Source organism: Polyangiaceae bacterium (assembly GCA_015075635.1).
GTDB lineage: Bacteria > Myxococcota_A > Polyangia > Polyangiales > Polyangiaceae > JADJKB01.
The window spans coordinates 1-15,932 of the sequence record JABTUA010000003.1; the positions used below are offsets into that span (position 1 = coordinate 1).

The following is a 15,932-nucleotide window of genomic DNA, read 5'->3' on the forward strand; positions in this document are numbered from 1 at the left end:
CACGCTGCGTCGTGGGCTCAGCTGTCCCGAGTGCGCGCGACCGCTCGAGCCGCCGCGGCCCGGGCTGTTCTCTTACGAATCCCCCATCGGCGCCTGCGCGGAGTGCCGCGGCTTCGGCCGCACCATCGGCATCGATCTGGGTAAGGTGATCCCCGATCCGCGCCGCACGCTGAAGCAGCGCGCGGTCCGCCCCTGGGCCGGCAAGTCCACCACCTGGGAACGCTCCGAGCTCGCGAAGCTGTGCCGGCGCCACGGCATTCCCCTGGACGTGCCCTGGGGTGAGCTCGCCGCCGAGCAACGCCAGCTCGTCATCGGGGGCGATGGTAGCTGGGACGACGGGTACTTTCCCGGCGTGCTCGGCTGGTTCCGCTGGCTCGAGACGCGCACCTACAAGATGCACGTGCGCGTGCTGCTCTCGCGCTACCGCTCCTACGACGTGTGCCTTCGCTGCAACGGGCGGCGCCTGAGCGACACGGCGCTCGCCTACCAGGTGGGTGGGCGCGACATCGCGGAGCTCCACGCCATGGAGATCCGGAAGGCGCGACAGATCCTGGCGGAGCTCGAGACGCACACCGGGCAAGGCGAGCTCGCGCGGCGCGAGCTCGAGAGCCGGCTGGCGTACCTGGAGCGCGTGGGGCTCGGCTACCTGACCCTCGATCGCCAGGCGCGCACCCTGTCCGGCGGCGAAGCCCAGCGCGTCACGCTGACCGCAGCGCTCGGCACATCGCTCCACAACGCGTTGTTCGTGCTCGACGAGCCCACCGTGGGCCTGCACCCGAGCGACGTCGAGAGCCTGACCAGCATCTTCAGCGAGCTGGCGCTGCGGCACAACACGGTGCTGGTGGTCGAGCACGATCCGGCGCTGATCCGCGCGGCCGATCGCGTGGTCGAGCTGGGCCCCGGTGCCGGTAGCGACGGAGGACGCATCGTCGCCGACGGCCCGCCCGAGCGCGTGGTGGAGCTCGGGGGTGCCACGCGCCGAGCCGTGCTGCCCGAGCCCCGCCCCGCGCGGCCCGCGCGCGCGCCGCGCGGAGCGCTGAAGGTGTCTGGCGCGAGCGCGAACAACCTGAAGGACGTCGAGGTCGAGCTGCCGCTCGGCGTGTTGGTCGCGATCACCGGAGTCAGCGGCTCCGGCAAGAGCACGCTGGCGGTGGACGTGGTTTACCGGACGCTGGCGCGCCACTTCGGCGCGCTCGACGTCGAGGCCCCGGGCGCCCACACCGGCATCGAGGGAGTCGAGCTCTTGAAGAGCGTGGCGCTGGTCGATCAAGCGCCGCTCGGTCGCACCTCGCGCGGCAACGCGGCGACCTACACCAAGGCCTGGGACGTGGTGCGAGCTCTGTTCGCCAAGGAGCCCGAGGCGCGCGCGCGGCAGCTCTCGGCGGCCCACTTTTCGTTCAACGTCCAGGGCGGTCGCTGCGACGCTTGTGCCGGGGAGGGCTTCGAGACCGTCGAGATGCAGTTCTTGGCGGACGTGCGCCTGGTGTGCCCCGTGTGCCGAGGCCGGCGCTTCAAGGAGGAGGTGCTGGCGGTGCGCCAGCGCGGCAAGAGCATCGCGGAGGTGCTGGAGCTGACGGTGAGCGAGGCGCTCGAGCACTTCCCCGACGTGGCCATCAAGCGCGCGCTCGGACCCGTCGCGCGCCTGGGCCTGGGCTACCTGCGGCTCGGGCAACCGCTCTCGACGCTGTCGGGGGGCGAGGCCCAGCGGCTCAAGCTGGCGCGCGTGCTCGCCGACGATCACCGCGGCGCGCTCTTGATCTTGGACGAGCCGAGCGCAGGGCTGCACGCCGACGAGGTGCGTGCGGTGCTCGGCGCGCTGGACGTGATCCTCGAGGGCGGCGGCAGCGTCTTCGTGGTGGAGCACGACCTGGACGTGATCGGTGCCGCGGACTTCGTCGTCGATCTGGGGCCCGGCGCCGGCGCCGATGGCGGGGAGATCGTTGCCACGGGCACGCCGGCCGAGCTCCGAAGGCTGGGCACGCGCACGGCGCTGGCGCTCGCGGCCCACGGCCGACCGCTCTCTCCCTCGCGCCGCGCTCTCCAGCCGGCCGCGGAGCGCGCGCTCTCGGTCGAGCGTGCGCGCGAGCACAACCTCCGCGACGTGAGCGTGAGCATTCCCCACGGCGCGCTCAGCGTGGTGACCGGCCCCAGCGGCTCCGGCAAGAGCACGCTGGCGTTCGACGTGATCTTCGCCGAGGGCCAGCGTCGCTTCCTGGAGACGCTCACGCCTTACGCGCGGCAGTTCCTGCCCACCATGCCCAGGCCCGACGTGGACCGGGTGACGGGCGTGCCGCCGTCCATCGCCCTCGAGCAACGCACCCAACGCGCCGGCGCGCTCTCCACCGTCGCCACGGTGACGGAGGTCGCCCACTACCTGCGTTTGCTCTTCGCCAAGCTCGGCGTCCCGCACTGCCCGGAGCACGACGAGCCCATCGCCGGCACCAGCGCGGACGCGGTGTACGCCCTCGTGCGGGCCGAGAAGGCCGGCTTCGAGCTCTGTGCGCCGGTGGTGCGCGCCCGCAAGGGCCTGTACCTGGACGTGTTCACCGCCGCGGCGCGCGCCGGCATCGAGCGGGCCCACTGTGACGGGGAGCTCGTCTCCACCGAGGAGCCCCCGCGGCTGAAGAAGACTCGCGAGCACACCATCGACCTGATCATGGGAAGCGTGGACAAGCCCCGCGCGCTCTCGCGCGAGCTGTTCGAGCGCACGCTCGGCTGGGGTGGGGGTGCCGTGAAGCTCCGACACGCTGACGGCAGCGAGCGACTGCTCTCGACCAAGAGCGCCTGCCCGCGCTGTGGGCTCGCGGTGCCGGAGCTCGATCCGCGCTGGTTCTCGTTCAACACCGCGCAGGGGCGCTGCGCGACGTGCGAGGGGTCCGGCTCGATCGAACGACCGGCGCCGCGGCGCCGGGGCAAGAGGCCGCCGCCGCCGCCCAGCTTCGAGGTTTGCCAGGACTGCGGCGGTTCCCGCCTGTCGCCCATGCCGCGGGCGGTGCGCGTGAACGACCAGCGCTATCACGAGGTGGTTCGGCGCTCGGTCGCCCAGGCGCTGGGCCTGGTGAAGGGCTGGCGCTTCTCGGGCGACGCCCGGAAGATCGCGACGCCGGTGATGACCGAGCTGGTCCGTCGGCTCGAGTTCTTGGTCGAGGTCGGCCTCGACTACCTCTCGCTGGATCGCTCGGCAGCCACGTTGTCCGGCGGCGAGATGCAGCGCCTGCGCCTGGCGGCGCAGCTCGGCGCCGGGCTGACGGGGGCGCTCTACGTGCTCGACGAGCCGACCATCGGCCTGCACCCTCGCGACACGCGGCGCCTGCTCGACAACCTGAAGAACCTGGTGAGCATCGGCTCCACGGTGGTCGTGGTCGAGCACGATGCGGACACGATCCGCGCCGCGGACTACCTGGTCGATCTCGGCCCCGGCGGCGGCGCTCGTGGCGGCAGGGTCATGGCCGCAGGACCTCCGCGGGAGGTGCTCGAGAACCGGGACTCTCCCACCGCTCGCGTCCTCCGGGCCCCCGCGGAGGTTCGCCAGGGCCTCGGAGTGGGCCGCGCAGTGCCCTACCTCGAGCTCCTGGGCGCGTGCGAGAACAACCTGAAGGACGTCGACCTCCGCGTGCCGCACGGGCGGCTGTGCGTGGTGGCGGGCGTCAGCGGCTCCGGCAAGAGCACGCTCGTGCGCAAGGTGCTGCTCCCCGCGCTGCGGAGCGCGCTCGGCCTGAGCAGTGAGCCGGCGGGTGCGCACTCGAAGCTCACCGGGCTCGGATCGTTGGCGCGGGCCGTGGCGGTCGATCAGTCGCCAATCGGGCGCACGCCCCGCTCGGTCCCCGCGACGTTCCTCGGCATCTGGGACGAGCTCCGGCGCATCTACGCCCGCACACCCGACGCGCAGGTCGCCGGTTTCTCGGCCTCGCGCTTCTCGTTCAACACGCCCAACGGCGGGCGCTGCCCGACCTGCGAAGGGCAGGGCGTGATCAGCCACGAGATGAGCTTCTTGCCCGACGTGGTCACCCCGTGCCCCGCCTGTGGCGGCAAGCGCTTCGAGCCGCGCACCCTCGACGTGACCTACCAGGGGCTCAGCATCGGCGACGTGCTCGACCTCACCGCCGAAGAGGCCGCGCTGGTGTTCGAGCACCATCCGAGCATCGCCCAGCCGCTCCGCACGCTCACGGATCTGGGCGCCGGCTACGTTCACCTGGGACAAGGCTCGCACACGCTGTCCGGTGGCGAGGCGCAACGCTTGAAGCTCTCGGCCGAGCTCACCGCCAGCGTCCGCCACCTGCCCACCCTCTACGTGCTCGACGAGCCCACTACCGGCCTGCACCTGGCCGACGTCTCGAAGCTCGTCGCGGTGCTCAGCCGCCTGGTCGAGCGGGGGGACACGCTGGTGGTCATCGAGCACCACCCGCTGGTCATCGCCGGGGCGGACTGGGTGGTCGAGCTCGGCCCGGACGGGGGCGAGCGTGGTGGGCGGGTCGTCGCCGAGGGCCCCCCCGCGAAGATTGCCGGCAGGAAGACTCCCACCGGATCCGTGCTGCGGGAGGTCTTCGGGGCTCCTGCGGCGCCGGGTAAGCAGAACGACAGTGCTGCGGAGCGCACCGCGAACCCGCTATGATCGGCGCATGCGCCATCGGGGATCGCTGCTCTGCTTGCTCACCTGCATGACGGTCGCACCGCCACTGGCGGCTCAGGCTGGGAAGGACGAGAAGAAGGAAGACGACATCGTCATCGACAACCGTCCGCGCTCCAAGCAGCGGGAGATCAAAGAGGGGCAGACCGAGACCACGGAGTTCGAGAGCGACACACCGTTCGGCGGCGCGGCGCCGGATCCGCGAGTGCTCCGCGAAGAACGCTGGAAGCCGGGCGTCGGCTGGGGGTTCCGGCTGGGCTTCGCCTTCCCCATGGGCGACTACTCCGGGAACGCCAAGCTCTCGCAGGTGGCGGATGGCCTGATCTTCCTGGGCGGGGAGGTGGGCTACTGGTTCCTCCCGCAGCTCTTCACCGGCGTCGCGCTGAGCGGCGGCTACATGCTGCCGGACTGCGGCGACGACGCCAGCTGCATGGCCTGGCAGCTGCGCGGGGGCCCGCTGGTCTTGTGGAGGGTCGCGCCGTTCTCCAACCTGACGCCGTTCTTCGGCGTCGGTGCCGGCTACGAGTGGATCACCTTCAACGCCTCGACCGACACGATCTCGGCGAACACGTCCGCGCACGGCTTCGAATACGTGAACCTTCAGGCGGGCCTGGACGTCAGGTCGCGCAGCGAGATCTACGGCGTCTTCGTCAGCTGGTCCCTCGGCAAGTACACGAAGTACAGCAGCAGCGTCGAGAGCGATCTGCCCGGGTTCAGCAAGGAGGAATCCGGGAGCATCGAAGATCCACAGACCCACAGCTGGCTGGGCATCGGCGTGCGCGGCACGTTCGAGTGAGCTGCTCTCCCTACTACTTCGCGCCGCCCGGGAGCTTCAGCCGGCCGCCGCCGGTCTTTGCAGGCGGCGGTGGCGGCGGCAGCTCCGGCTGAGTGGGCTGCGTCGGAGGCGGTGGAGTGGTCGGCGCGGTCGGCGGCGGCGGCAAGGTGCTCGGGCTCGTCGTGGGCTTCGGCTTGGCGGTGCTCGCGGGCTTGGTCGTGCTCACCGGCGGAGGCGGCTCCGCGGGCGGCGGAGCCGGGGCCGCGGCCGGCTCCGGAGGCGGCGTGCCTTGCGGCTGAATCACCACCGGGCCGCCACCCGTGGGCACCGACAGCGTCTGCGTGGGTTCGTCGTCCTTGCCACGCATGACGACGACCAGGGCGATCACGCCGCCGATCACCGCGAGCAGGCCGAGCAGTCCGCCGACGAGGAGCCCGGTGCTCGAGCCGCCGCCGCGCGCTGGCGGCGGCGCGTAATAGGGCGCTGCGACGCGAACCGGCGGGGGCGCAGGCGAGACCGCCGGCGCGAACGGAGTCGGCGCGACCTGCGGGAAGGCGCCCGGTGCGGCGGGCGCGTCGAAGATCGGCGGCTCACCCGGTTGCGTCTTGCCAGCCTTCTCCCAGGGCGCGGCGTTTGCCGGCGGGCCGGGCACGGGCTCGTCCACGACGGTCGCCGCGACCTTCTTCGGCGGAGCAGCCTCTGTCGCCTCGGGCGCCGTCTCCGGCGCGATCGGAGCGTCGGCGCGCGGAGCGTCGGGCGCCGTCTCCGGCGGAGCGTCGGCGGCGTTCTTCTCCGTGTCCGGCGCCGTCGTCGGGTCGGACATCTCCTGTGTTCGTTTGGGCGCCGTGGGTTCGTCGCTCATCTGGGGCAGGCTCCGCGCCCTTCTTGGTACCGAATTCCGACCGGACGTGCAAACCTCGCCAGCGTCGTGCTGCGCGTCGTCGTCGATGCTCGGAGCATTTCCGGCAAGAAGAGCGGCGTCGGCAACGGCCTGGAGGCGCTGCTCCGGCACATGCTGCCGCTGGCCGAAGGCTTCCGCTTCCTGCTGCTCCGCCACCCGGATGCCGAGCAGCCCTTGCTGCGGGACGAACGCGTCGAGGAGCTCACCTTCCCGGGTGAGACGAAGAGCGCGGCGACGGTATTCGGTCTGGGCTTCGCCCACCGCTTCGGCGACTGGGACCTGTTTCACTCGCCGGGTGACATCGTGCCCCTCGGCCTCGGCTGCCCCTGGGTGGTGACGACCCACGATCTGATGTGGGTCGAGGCGCCGGAGCTGGCGTCAGCGTTCGCCCCGGTGCGCCTCGGCTACGGGCTCTGGTACCGCGCCACGTTCGGGCGCGCCATCCGCGGCGCGCGCCGGGTCATCGCGATCTCGGAGACCACCGCGCGCGCCATCGCGCGGATCTACCCGAGCGAGGCCGAGAAGGTCCGTGTCGTGCGCCACGGCTTCGATGCGTCGCGCCACGACGCGCGCCTCGCAGGCCCGCGCTCGCTGCTCGAGCCGTGGCTGCCGCGCGGGGTGCGCTACTCGCTGATCGTGGGGCAAGGCTCGCCCTACAAGAACCACGTGCGGATGGTCCGCGCCTTCGTCGAGGCCATGGGCTCCCGCAGCGATCACAGGCTGGTGTTGGTGCGGCGCTTCGCCCGCGTGGATCCGGAGATGGACCGCCTGCTCGCCCGCCCCGACGTTCGCGCGCTGGTCGTGCCTTTGCCCCACGTGACCGACGAGATCCTCTTTGCGCTGTACGCGCACGCACACATGCTCCTGTTCGCGTCGCTCTACGAGGGCTTCGGGCTGCCCGCGCTCGAGGCCATGGGCTTCGGCCTACCCGTCCTGGCCTCCACGACGGACGCGCTCCTGGAAGTGACGGGTGACGCCGCGCTGCACGCCGATCCGTGGGACCACGCCGACCTGGTCGCGAAGATCCGCGCGCTGGACGCGGACGTGGAGCTCCGCGGGCGGCTCTGCGAGGCTGGCAAGCGTCGTGCGCAGAGCTTCTCCTGGGAGCTCGCCGCGCGTAAGACGCTCGAAGTGTATCGGGAGGCAGTGGAGGCAAGATGACCGCATTCATCGCCGGCGCGACCGGCTACACCGGACGGGAGCTGGTTCGCGTGCTCCGCGAGGGCGGGCGGACGGTCGTCGCCCACGTTCGCCCCGACTCGCCCCGCCTCGACGAGTGGCGGGCTCGCTTCGAGGCGCTGGGCGCGGTCGTGGACGCGACCCCATGGGAAGCAGCGCCGCTCCGCGACGCCTTGGTCCGGCACGCGCCCTCCGTGGTCTACGCCTTGCTCGGCACCACGCGCGCGCGCGCCCGCGCCTCGGGCGGACACGACGACTACGAGCACGTGGACTACGGGCTCACCGCCTTGCTCCTGCGCGCGGCGGTGGCGAGCGGGCTGCGCCCGCGCTTCGTCTACCTGTCGGCGTTGGGCGCCACGCCGACCAGCAAGAACCGCTACCTCGCGGTGCGCGCGCGCCTCGAGCGGGAGATCGGCGAGAGCGGCCTGCCCTACAGCTTCGTGCGCCCGGCGTTCATCACCGGGCCCGACCGCGACGACGGGCGCCTCGGAGAGCGCGTCATGGCCGGCACCTTGGACGCGGCGCTGGCGCTCGCGGGCGCTCTGGGCGGGAAGGACCTCGCCGCTCGCTACCGCTCCACCACCGCCACGACGCTCGCGGCTGCGCTCGCGCGAGTCGGCTACGACCCCGCCTTCGAGAACCGCTCCGCGCAGGGCGACGCGCTGAGATAGTCAAAACTTTCCGAGCGCGCGCGACGTGTGGTTGCGGAGAGCCGCGTCGGATTGATTATGCCCGCGAGGCCGGTTCGGGCGCGGCGCGGGGTTCTCGAGTGCCCGGGGGGTGGCACGACGGTTGCTGATGGCTCGGCATGATCGACGAGCCTTCGCGCTATCAGACTTTCTGGCGCGTGCAGCACCATCGGACGGACAACGACGTCGTGCTCGCGCGCGTGCCCACCTGGCTCGCCGAGACCGTGCAGGGGCTCTTTCGCACCGCGATGTTGAGTCGGATCACGGCGCACCTCGGCGGTCGCGAGCTCGCTCACGCGCTGGATCTGGGCTGCGGCGTGGGAGACTGGACGCTCGGCTACCTCGGCTTCGCTCGGCGCGTGACCGGGGTGGACATCAACGAGAACTTCCTGGGCGTGGCTCGGCGTCGCGCGGCGGCGCTCGGGGTCGATGCGCGAGCGAGCTTCGAGGCGGCTGCGCTGGAGGCGTTTCCCGTCGCCTCGGACATCGACTTCGTCGGTTTGGGTGCGTGCCTGATGTACGTCCCCGACGTCCGGGTGAATCGCCTGCTCGCGAAGGTAGCGGGTGGGATGCAGAACGGCGGCTTCGTCTACGTCCGGTCGACGGTCATGGCACCGCTTCGGCGCCGCCAGACCACGGCCTTCGGCGTCTACCGCTGCAAGGAAGAGTACGAGACCTTGTTCCGCTGCAACGGCTTCTCCGTGCTCGACTGCGCCTATAGCAGCGGCGTGGTCGCCGACTTCGTCGGGGCGGGGATCTCGCACTCGGGTGCACGGAGACTCGCCACGCGCTCGCTCGACGCCGTGGCGCGGCTCGGCCGAGCCGCCAAGAACCACACCGAGTACTACAACTGGCTGCTCTGCCGATCGCCCGGCGGCGAGTGAGGCCCGTGCCACACCGATAGTGGTTAATCCACTACAGCGGGCCGGCGGGACACGCTTCGGCGGCCGAAACTGGCGAATTTGCACGGCACGTCGGTTGCAGTGCGTGGGGACGGTCATGCGGTACGGGCTCGAGATGTCGCTCGGTGCTCTGGCGCTGCTGGGAACCTGCGGTTGCGTCAGGACGACCACCAGCGAGCGCGATCTCGGTGCTCCGTCCAGCTTCGTTCGAGAAGATCCGCTGCCGGGCCCGCCCGAGCTCGAAGCGGTCGTGTCGCGCAGAGGCGGATCGCTCGAGCTCGAGCTGTCGCGCGTTCGTTGGTGCCGCCGGCAGGAGATCACCAAGGTCCGGCGGGTGAAGGTCGAGGAGTCGAAGCTCAGCGCTGGCACCGCGGTCGCGTCGTCCGTGGTGATGGGGGTCGGGGTCATCGCGATGAACGTCGCTCTCTTCGCCGTCGGCGGGGCATTCATCGGCGTGGGCTTGCTCCGCTCGGGCACGACCACCACCGAGCTTCCAGTGCAAGAGAGCGCTGCGCCGGGGAAACGCGTGGTCTGCCAGCGGGCGCCGGCTGCCGGCGTGGTGGTGCAGGTCACGGTCGACGACGCGCTCCACCAAGGCATCAGTGACGAGCGAGGCAAGCTCTCGATCGCCGACGTCGAGCGCGGGCGGGTGCGGGTGGCGGTGGACGGGGAAACGGTGCGAGCGCGTCGGGGCAAGCAACAGCGCGCGAAACCGCCGGCGCTCGAGGCGAAGACGCCGGAGCCGCGAGAGAAGCCGGAGCCCCAGGCGCAGGCGCAGCCGAAGCCGCAACCGCAGCCGAAGCCGCAGCCGCAGCCGAAGCGGACGGCGCCGTCGGACGCGGCCTTGCCGTTGCCGCCACCACCACCACCGCCGCCCGGCGTGCGCCTGTTCCCGGAGTGAGACGTCGAATTGACTACGGCGGCGGGCCGGAGTGTTCGTGGCACGAGGCTTGCTGAGCCATGAAGCGTGAGTACCGCGCTTCGCAGTCGTGACGACGCCACGAGCTTCCTCGGCGCGTATGCGCTGTCGAAGGGACCGCGCGAGGTCGAAGAGGCCAGCGACGTGATCCAGCGGCCGCTCGGCTATCTCCTGGCGCGTCTGCTCGAGCGAACGCCGGTCAGCCCCAACGCCGTGACTGGTCTGTCCGTGCTGAGCGCCTTCGGCGCGCTCGCGTGCTTCGTCGGGCAGCGGCCGCAGCTCGCGGCGGCGTTCGTCCTTCTCACGGCAGTCCTCGACAGCACCGACGGGCAGCTCGCCCGCATGCGCAAGAGCGCATCCCTCTCCGGACGCATGCTGGACGGAACCGCGGACATGGTCAGCGGAGTCTGCATCCTGACCGGCGCCGCCTGGATGCTCGTCGCCGAACATGGAACGTCGCCCTGGCGCGCCGGCCTGGTCGTGCTCGCCTGTTTCCTGACCGCGCTCACGACCTCGTTTCAGTGCTCGATGTTCGACCACTACAAGAACCTGTGGCTGCGCATGACGCTGCCGGGCGCCGCGGAGCCGGACGACTGGGAGAGCGCGCTCTTGCGGCGCTCGCGGGCGGGCCGAGTCGGACCCATCCAGAGCTTCGCCTGGGCGACCTACGTCTCCTACCTGAAGGGACAGGTGGACTCCGCGCGGCGCTACGACCCGTGGACCCGTTCTCGCAACTTGCCCCCTTGCGACGCGGAGCGGGCCGCCCGCTACCGCCAGGAGCACGCCGCCGTGATGCGCGTGTGGACGCTGTTTTTCGGCTTCGGGACCATGCTCCTGGGCGTGGCGGCTGCCAGCGCCCTCGACCTGCTCGAGGCCTACGTCGTGTTCCGTCTGCTGGTGCTGAACGCCATCTTCTACGGCCCCTTGCGGGCGGCGCAGCGCAGGGCGTCGCGCATCACGTTCGAAGAGGGGACCACGTTCGCGAGCGTCGCAGCCGTCGTGCCCGTGGGCTGCGAAGGGGAGCGGCCATGATCCGTCAGCAAGGCAGTCACCAGGGAAAGCGCATCTTCTTCGGCTGGGATCGTCACCTCTTGGGCCAGGTGGACGCCTACGTCGCAGCGCTCGGGCGCTTCGGTCCGGTGCTGTCCATCGACGCGATCGACGCTGCGCCGCATTACCTGGCTGCCAGCGAGTGGGTGTGCCGGAACGTCGCGGGGGCGCCCAGGCACGCGGGCGTGCTGATCTGCGCCACCGGTATCGGCGTATCCATCGCGGCCAACAAGTTCAGGGGGATCTACGCCGCACGCTGCTCGAGCGCCGAGGACGCCGAGCTGTCCCGGACGGTCAACAACTGCAACGTGTTGTGCCTCGCGGCCCGCTCCGGGCTGGAGCTGAACCAGCAGATCCTGAGCGCTTTCTTCGCGGTGCCCTACGAAGGCCGACGCCTGGAGCAACTCGAGCTGATCACCACGCTGGAGATGGAGCGGGTGAGCCCGTTGCGCCTGGTGGGAGTCGGCGAGCCACCGTCGCGCCGGCGCGTCGGTTGAAGCGCTCTCGAGCTACGCTCCGGCCGCGACGGCTCGGTGCGTCTGGGCGCCGCAGAGCACGCGGGTCAGCGCCTCTTTCAGCCCGGCCACCTGCTGCGGCTCGAGATCGCCGAGGGTGCTGAGCTGGAAATGCCCGTGGTCACCCGGGATGCCGTAGAGCAGGTAGTAGCCCTCCGCTTCCATTTGCGCCGCGAACGCCGGGTAGGCGAGCCCGGCCGGCAGGCGGAAGTTCACCGCCACCCAGGAGCGGTGCGCCGGGTCGAGCTGGGCGGGAACGCCCAGCGACTCGAGGTGCAGCACGAGCTCGTCCATTTGCGAGCGAATGCGCCGCATGTGAGCCTCGATGCCGATGCAACGCAGGTGCTTGCAGGCTGCGTGCAGCGCTGCGTGCAGGGCCACCGGCTGCGCGAAGCGCGGCTGGTGCCCGCGTCGCTGAGCCTCGAGCTCGGCGCGGAGATCGAGGTAATACGAGCGTGGGCTGGACCCGAGCCGCGACACAGCTGCCAAGCGCGTGAAGACGATGCCGAGCCCGGGCACACCCATCAACGCCTTGGCCGACGAGGTAACCGCCAGGTCGATGTGGGCGGCTTCAAGGTCCAAGGGGTAGGCGAAGGCGTGCGAGACCACGTCCGCCGCGACCAGCACGCGGTGGCGAGCGGCGGCGCGCCCGATCTGGGTGGTCGGATTCGCGAGACCCATCCGCGTCTCGTGGCTCACGAAGTAGACCCAACGGAGGCCCGGATCCGCCGCCAGCGCGGCGTCCACGGCGGCGGGGTCGATGGGGCGGTCGTCGGGCAAGGCGAGGCGGACGTGCTCCACCCCGCACGCCGAGGCCTGAGCCACCAGGCGCGCAGCGAAGAAGCCGTTTTCGACGATCAACCCGCGGCCGCTACCGCTGAGCGCGAGCAGGCAGGCTTCGTTGGCGCCGGTGCCCGTCGTGGTCAGGACGGCGGCGGACCAAGCGCGCGGCTCCCGGATGCCGAGCAACGACTTCAGGTCGGCCTGCGTGGTGCGGAACATCGTCCGGAACCCCTCCTGTCGGTGGTAGTTGCAGGGCGGGTCCGCCAGGTATTCGGCGACCATCTGCGGGATCTGAACCGGGCCAGGCGTGAAGAGCACGAGACGAGAGCGCATGCCTCCTGCCCAAGCAGCTTTCGTTCCGGCGCGTCTCCCCGCGAAAAACCGTGCCGCCGAGCCACGAGCGGTGTGCACGACTGCAACAGGTGTGCGCCGGGCGCCCACGCGCAGATGACCAGACGCGCGGGGAGCGTGACTTCCGTGCGCCGCCGGGCCGCTCCCGCTTGGCATCGAGCTTGCGACGCTCGGCTGGTCATGAAGGCCGTCATCCTCGCTGCGGGAGTCTCTTCGCGCCTGCGTCCGCACACCGACGCGCTGCCCAAGTGTCTCTTGCCCGTAGCAGGGGTCCCCATCCTGAGAGCCGCGCTCGAGACGCTGGACGCCGCCGGCGTGCACGACGTGGCCATCGTGTCGGGGTACCGCGAGCGTCAGCTCCGCGAAGCCGTGCGGCAGTGGTTCCCAGGACGCGACGTGACGTTCATCTCGAACGCGGCCTACGCCAGCACCAACAACTGCGTCTCCTTGCTGCTCGCGGAGGGCTTCGTCCAAGGCTCGGAGCTCCTGCTGCTCGACGGCGATCTGGTGTTCGACCGTGCGGCCATCCACGCGCTTTTGCGTGCCCCTCACGCCAACTGCCTGGCGCTGCGGCCCGCCCACGATCTGGGCGACGAAGAGATGAAGGCCGAGCTCGACGCCTCGCTGCGCGTGCGCGTCTTGTCCAAGGACCTCGACGTCGCTCGCGCCGCCGGCGAGTCGGTCGGCATGTTTCGCTTCAGGAGCACGCGCGAGCTGTACCAACACCTGCGCGCTCGCATCGTCGATCGCGGGCTCGTCGACGAGTGGTACGAAGCTGCGTTCCAGGAGGCGATCGACGCCGGCCTCGAGCTGTACGCCGTGCCCATCGGCGGCGCCTACGTCTCGGAGATCGACACGCCCGAAGACCTCGCGCGGGTGGACCGCGAGCTCCGGGCGCGGGCCGAGGCTCTGCCGCGGCCGCGGCGCGAGCCCTTCTGGGTCGGCCAGGCCTGGGGCAACGATCGCCGACTTCTCGAGCAGGCGGCTCGCATGGGCGTGAGCCGTGTCGAGGCCGACCTGATGCTGTGCTTTTCGAACGGAGGCTACGACGGCGCGTTGATGGTGCACCCGGGCCCGCTCCTGCCCGCTCGCACTCCGGAAGGTCACCTGGCCCATTCGGTGGCAGAGGTCCGCGAGAGATGCGGAGCCGACGTTCCTCGGCTGGAGGAGCTCCTCGCCGATCTCGAGCGCTTCGACCTGCACGCGTTCGTCGAGTCGAAGGTGCCCGGCACTGTCGCTCGCGTGCGGGAGCTGCTCAGGCCACATGCCCATCGTCTGACGCTGATCTCCTTCGACGGCGACGAGCTCCGCGAAGCGACGGCGAGCGGGCTCTCGACCGGGTGTTTGATGAAACACCGCCCGTCGGCCGCTGCCATAGAGGCTCTGCGCGCGCTCTACGGCTTCCGCGTGCTGCTGCTCGACGGCTGGTACCTCTCGCCGAGCACGATCGCCGCCGCGCACGCGCTCGGGCTCGAGGTCGTCGCGTTCGACGTTCCCGACGAGCGGCGAGAGGTGGTCCGGGAGATGGGGGTGGACGGCGTGGTGACGGTCTCGCCGAAATGACCAAGCGGGTCATGGCTGTCCGAGTTGCGTCCAGGCCAGACGGCACACGCCTTGCACTTCGGGTGCAAAATGCGCGACTCACTCTCGTGCCAGGGCTTGGGGACGTTGGTCGCCGTGCGCCGCGTTTCCGCAGCGGAGGCGGCCGCCACGTGGTGGCAGCTGCTGCGAGGGGCTTGGGTCGAGCTCGACCGCTTCGACGACGGGCGCGGGCGGCGGCTGGTGCTCGCGCGCCACGACGGAGTCCCAGCCAGGCCCTGGCATCGCCTCAGCCAGCGTGAGAAGAGCGTGGTGGCGGCGGTGGCCGCGGGGCGCTCGAATCGGCAGATCGCCGCCTTGCTCGGGGTCTCGGTGTCCACGGTCGCCGGACACCTGCGCAGTGCACGCAAGAAGCTCGGCGACCCGCGTCGCGTCGACCTGGTGCGGGAGTGGGGCTCTGGGTCTGTCGGGGAGGAGTAGCTCGATGACACCAGGGGACGACTCTCGGGGCGACCGCCCGCCACCGCTCCCGGCGGGGCTCGTGGTGTTCCACATCGACGTGCCGGGATCGCGCCTCGCTCTGCTCAGCTACGAAGTGGGCGAGTGCGCCGAGCTCCCGCCGCTGTCCGACGCCGAGCGTGCCGTCATGATCGCCGTGCTGCGCGGTAGGTCGAACGCGCAGATCGCCGCTGCCCGGGGCACGGCCACCCGCACCGTGGCGAACCAGGTCAGGAGGCTGTTCGAGAAGCTCGGCGTTCGCTCGCGAGCGGAGCTCGCGGCTCGGTATCGTCTGGAGGGCTGAGGTGGACGAGGCGTCAGGGCGCCGAGAGCCGCAAGCGAATCGCCTCCGCGAAGTCCAGCAAGTCCTGCAAATGGTGCTCGACGACGTCCCGAACGACGTCGACGTCGACCGATGCGTAGCCGTGCACGACTACATTTCGGAACCCGACCGCCCGGCGCATGGCCAGCGCGGTCTCTGGGGGCACCCAGCCTCCGGTGGCGAGCAAGTCGAACAAGGCCTGGTTGGTCCGGGGTTCGCCGAGTCGTTCGTCCGAAACGATGTGCGAGGCGACATCGAGAGCAGCCTGGATCGCGATCTGCAGCGTGTGCTCGACGAAGCGTCGCTCGCGCAAGTCCGTCGCGATCAAATCCGGACGAGCCAGACGCCTCAGCTCGGCAACGTAGGTCTCGACCTGCGCGAGCTTCTTCGCCACCAGCTCGGCATCGGTCACGGCGCCCTCGGTAGCCGGCGGTACTCGTTCAAAACCGGCTGGAGATCGAAGTACTGCGCTCGCTGCCGGGTCTCCACGGCGATGCGTTTCGAACGATCGGCCTCGAGCACGAGGATTCCGTCGGTCAAGATGCGGTGGGCCAAGTCCGCCGGAACCGCCTCGAGGTCCACGACCTCGACTGGACGTTCCAGCAAGCGCTCGAGCCGACCGGCGAGCTCGGTGTCCAGCCGATCGAGCGGGCTAGGAGCTGGGCGAAGGTGAATCACGGCGACATCGACGTCGCTCTCCGCCCGCGCAGCGGCGCGAGCGACGCTCCCGAACAGGTAGACGGCAGCGAGGTCGCTGGCGTTCGCCGCGAAGAACGCGCGGAGTCGGGCCATGACGTCGTCCCGCAGAGCCACCGCGTCGGGCTCGAGAGTGGACGTCGCCGGCGACACCATGCGCCGAGTATACGCCCAAGGCGCGCAGCG

At 70.9% G+C, this 15,932-nt stretch carries 15 protein-coding genes; 11 read left to right on the top strand and 4 right to left on the bottom strand.

The window, feature by feature from the left end; genetic code table 11:
- Window positions 1–4,612: ATP-binding cassette domain-containing protein (locus HS104_30555; protein MBE7484298.1), on the top strand; the 4,612-nt coding region annotated here is incomplete at its 5' end.
- A 7-nt stretch (window positions 4,613–4,619) separates the two neighbouring features.
- Window positions 4,620–5,423 (top strand): hypothetical protein, encoded by an 804-nt coding sequence (locus HS104_30560; protein ID MBE7484299.1) that lies wholly within the window; start codon window positions 4,620–4,622, stop codon window positions 5,421–5,423.
- Window positions 5,424–5,436: 13 nt separating this feature from the next.
- Here the strand turns inward: HS104_30560 and HS104_30565 are convergent, their stop codons facing one another.
- Complete coding sequence (locus HS104_30565; protein ID MBE7484300.1) at window positions 5,437–6,264, bottom strand: hypothetical protein; 828 nt, start codon at window positions 6,262–6,264, stop codon at window positions 5,437–5,439.
- A 66-nt stretch (window positions 6,265–6,330) separates the two neighbouring features.
- Here HS104_30565 and HS104_30570 point away from each other — a divergent pair, with 66 nt between their 5' ends.
- From HS104_30570 to HS104_30595, 6 genes are all read left to right on the top strand, one after another.
- Window positions 6,331–7,464, top strand: a complete 1,134-nt coding sequence (locus HS104_30570; GenBank protein MBE7484301.1) for a glycosyltransferase family 4 protein — start codon at window positions 6,331–6,333, stop codon at window positions 7,462–7,464.
- A complete protein-coding gene (locus tag HS104_30575) occupies window positions 7,461–8,153 on the top strand; it encodes an NAD(P)H-binding protein (protein MBE7484302.1) in 693 nt (230 codons plus the stop codon). The genes HS104_30570 and HS104_30575 overlap by 4 nt, the downstream gene beginning before the upstream one ends.
- Window positions 8,154–8,290: 137 nt before the next feature.
- Window positions 8,291–9,055: a methyltransferase domain-containing protein gene (locus HS104_30580; protein ID MBE7484303.1), complete on the top strand. Its 765-nt coding sequence runs from the start codon at window positions 8,291–8,293 to the stop codon at window positions 9,053–9,055.
- Between the two features lie 133 nt (window positions 9,056–9,188).
- Window positions 9,189–9,974, top strand: a complete 786-nt coding sequence (locus HS104_30585; GenBank protein MBE7484304.1) for a hypothetical protein — start codon at window positions 9,189–9,191, stop codon at window positions 9,972–9,974.
- Window positions 9,975–10,040: 66 nt separating this feature from the next.
- Window positions 10,041–11,024 (top strand): CDP-alcohol phosphatidyltransferase family protein, encoded by a 984-nt coding sequence (locus HS104_30590; protein ID MBE7484305.1) that lies wholly within the window; start codon window positions 10,041–10,043, stop codon window positions 11,022–11,024.
- On the top strand, window positions 11,021–11,539 hold the full coding sequence (locus HS104_30595) for an RpiB/LacA/LacB family sugar-phosphate isomerase (GenBank protein MBE7484306.1): 519 nt from the start codon (window positions 11,021–11,023) through the stop codon (window positions 11,537–11,539). The genes HS104_30590 and HS104_30595 overlap by 4 nt, the downstream gene beginning before the upstream one ends.
- 12 nt (window positions 11,540–11,551) lie before the next feature.
- On the opposite strand, the gene HS104_30600 is transcribed toward HS104_30595, so the two are convergent.
- Entirely contained in the window at window positions 11,552–12,673 is a 1,122-nt protein-coding gene (locus tag HS104_30600; GenBank protein MBE7484307.1) for an alanine--glyoxylate aminotransferase family protein, read from the bottom strand.
- 198 nt (window positions 12,674–12,871) lie between these two features.
- Here HS104_30600 and HS104_30605 point away from each other — a divergent pair, with 198 nt between their 5' ends.
- The 3 genes from HS104_30605 to HS104_30615 all read left to right on the top strand — a co-directional run bounded on the left by HS104_30605 (window position 12,872) and on the right by HS104_30615 (window position 15,032).
- Entirely contained in the window at window positions 12,872–14,254 is a 1,383-nt protein-coding gene (locus tag HS104_30605) for an NTP transferase domain-containing protein (protein MBE7484308.1), read from the top strand.
- Between the two features lie 69 nt (window positions 14,255–14,323).
- Window positions 14,324–14,710 (top strand): helix-turn-helix transcriptional regulator, encoded by a 387-nt coding sequence (locus HS104_30610; GenBank protein MBE7484309.1) that lies wholly within the window; start codon window positions 14,324–14,326, stop codon window positions 14,708–14,710.
- 4 nt (window positions 14,711–14,714) lie between these two features.
- Window positions 14,715–15,032, top strand: a complete 318-nt coding sequence (locus HS104_30615) for a helix-turn-helix transcriptional regulator (protein MBE7484310.1) — start codon at window positions 14,715–14,717, stop codon at window positions 15,030–15,032.
- Window positions 15,033–15,045: 13 nt separating this feature from the next.
- Here HS104_30615 and HS104_30620 read toward each other — a convergent pair whose 3' ends face one another.
- Both HS104_30620 and HS104_30625 read right to left on the bottom strand, forming a co-directional pair.
- Complete coding sequence (locus tag HS104_30620) at window positions 15,046–15,447, bottom strand: DUF86 domain-containing protein (GenBank protein ID MBE7484311.1); 402 nt, start codon at window positions 15,445–15,447, stop codon at window positions 15,046–15,048.
- Between the two features lie 11 nt (window positions 15,448–15,458).
- Complete coding sequence (locus tag HS104_30625; protein MBE7484312.1) at window positions 15,459–15,842, bottom strand: nucleotidyltransferase domain-containing protein; 384 nt, start codon at window positions 15,840–15,842, stop codon at window positions 15,459–15,461.
- Window positions 15,843–15,932 lie beyond the last annotated feature (90 nt).